At 68.0% G+C, this 1,627-nt stretch carries 1 protein-coding gene; it reads left to right on the top strand.

Going from position 1 to position 1,627, the window contains the following annotated elements; translation table 11 throughout:
- The first annotated feature begins 143 nt into the window (after positions 1-143).
- Positions 144-1,547, top strand: a complete 1,404-nt coding sequence (locus ACIQFZ_RS43445; RefSeq protein WP_402694000.1) for an IS110 family transposase — start codon at positions 144-146, stop codon at positions 1,545-1,547.
- Positions 1,548-1,627: the final 80 nt, after the last annotated feature.

The following is a 1,627-nucleotide window of genomic DNA, read 5'->3' as shown; positions in this document are numbered from 1 at the left end:
GAGTCGACCGTTCACCTGCGGTGACGCCCCGCGGGCGTGAAAATCGGTACAGGGGCTGTCCGCCGACGCCGCTTGATGTTTGGGCTGTGAGCCCGCATAGGAGTCTGGTGAGGGAGCCGTCCGAGGGGCCGCACACTGTCGCCTTGAGCACGCCGATCAGCTTCTCCGCACCCCTCAGGCTCCCCGGGCAGCTCCTGCCCGAACCAGACAACAAGGGGCACTTCATGGAGGAATTGAGAGAAGACCACGACGACGGAACAGTCGCCAGGGTCGCGGCGATCGACATCGCCAAGGCATCCGGAATGGTCTGCCTGCGCGTACCGCACGACACCCTCGAGGGCCGGCGCATCCAGAAGGTCTGGACGGTCGCCTCTACCACGAACGCCATCCTGGAGCTCGGCGACAAGCTGGTCTGCCAGGGCGTCGAGCGGGTCGTCATGGAAGCGACGGGATCGTACTGGCGCCCGTTCTTCTACCTGCTCGAAGCCCGCGGCCTGGACTGCTGGCTCGTCAATGCACGCGACGTGAAGAACGTTCCCGGGCGCCCCAAGACCGACAAGCTGGACGCGGTCTGGCTGGCCAAGCTCGCCGAACGCGGCATGGTCCGGGCCTCGTTCGTCCCGCCCAAGGCCGTCAGGCAGCTGCGGGACTTCACCCGCACCCGCACCGTGTTCGTCCAGGAACGCACCCGCCACAAGCACCGCGTCGACAAGGCTCTGCAGGACGCGCAGATCAAATTGTCCGGTGCCGTCTCGGACCTTTTCGGCATGTCCGGGCGGGCCATGCTCGACGCGATGGTTGCCGGTGAATGTAACCCCCGCACCCTCGCCGACCTGGCCAAGGGCAGCCTGGTCAAGAAGAAGGCCGCCCTCATAGAGGCCCTGACCGGCCAGTTCGAGGAACACCACGCCCGGCTGCTGCGGGTGCTGCTGGCCACCGTCGACCATCTCACCGCACAGATCCAGGAACTCGACCGGCTTATCGCCCACACGCTGGAGGAGGTCACCACCCCGCGCGACGCGGGAGCGGGACCGTCCGCCGGCGGCGTGAACGCCCGCGTCCTGGCCGAGAAACTGGACGCCGTCCCCGGGATCGGCCCGGCCACCGCACAGATCATCCTCGCCGAGATCGGCGCGGACATGAGCCGCTTCCCCACCCCCGAACACCTGGTGTCCTGGGCCAAGTTATGCCCCCGCACGATCCAGTCCGGCGCGAAGAACACCACAGGCCCGGCCGGGCAGGGCAACCCCTGGCTCAAGGGCGCCCTCGGCGAGGCCGCCAACGCCGCCGCCCGCACCGACACCTTCCTCGGCGCCCGCTACCGCCGCATCGTCAAACGCCGCGGCCACGCCAAAGCCCTGGTCGCCGTCGCACGATCGATACTCGTCATCACCTGGCACCTGATCAACGACCCGGACGCCTTCTACCAGGAACTCGGCGCCGACTGGCATCAACGCCATATCAATCCCGCCCGCAAGACCCGCGACCTCGTCCGCCAGCTCCAGGCCCTCGGTCACCAGGTCACCCTCGAACCCGTATCCGCCTGACCAAGCTCGCCCCGACATCCGGCCCGCAAGCGGCCCGGATGCTGCCGCCTGCCCTCCCGCACATCGATTTTCCGATCAGC

Origin of the sequence: Streptomyces sp. NPDC093064, assembly GCF_044754605.1 — a bacterium.
Classification (GTDB): Bacteria; Actinomycetota; Actinomycetes; order Streptomycetales; family Streptomycetaceae; genus Streptomyces.
Note: the sequence above shows the minus strand (reverse complement) of the source record. Positions and strands in the feature narration are given on the sequence as shown.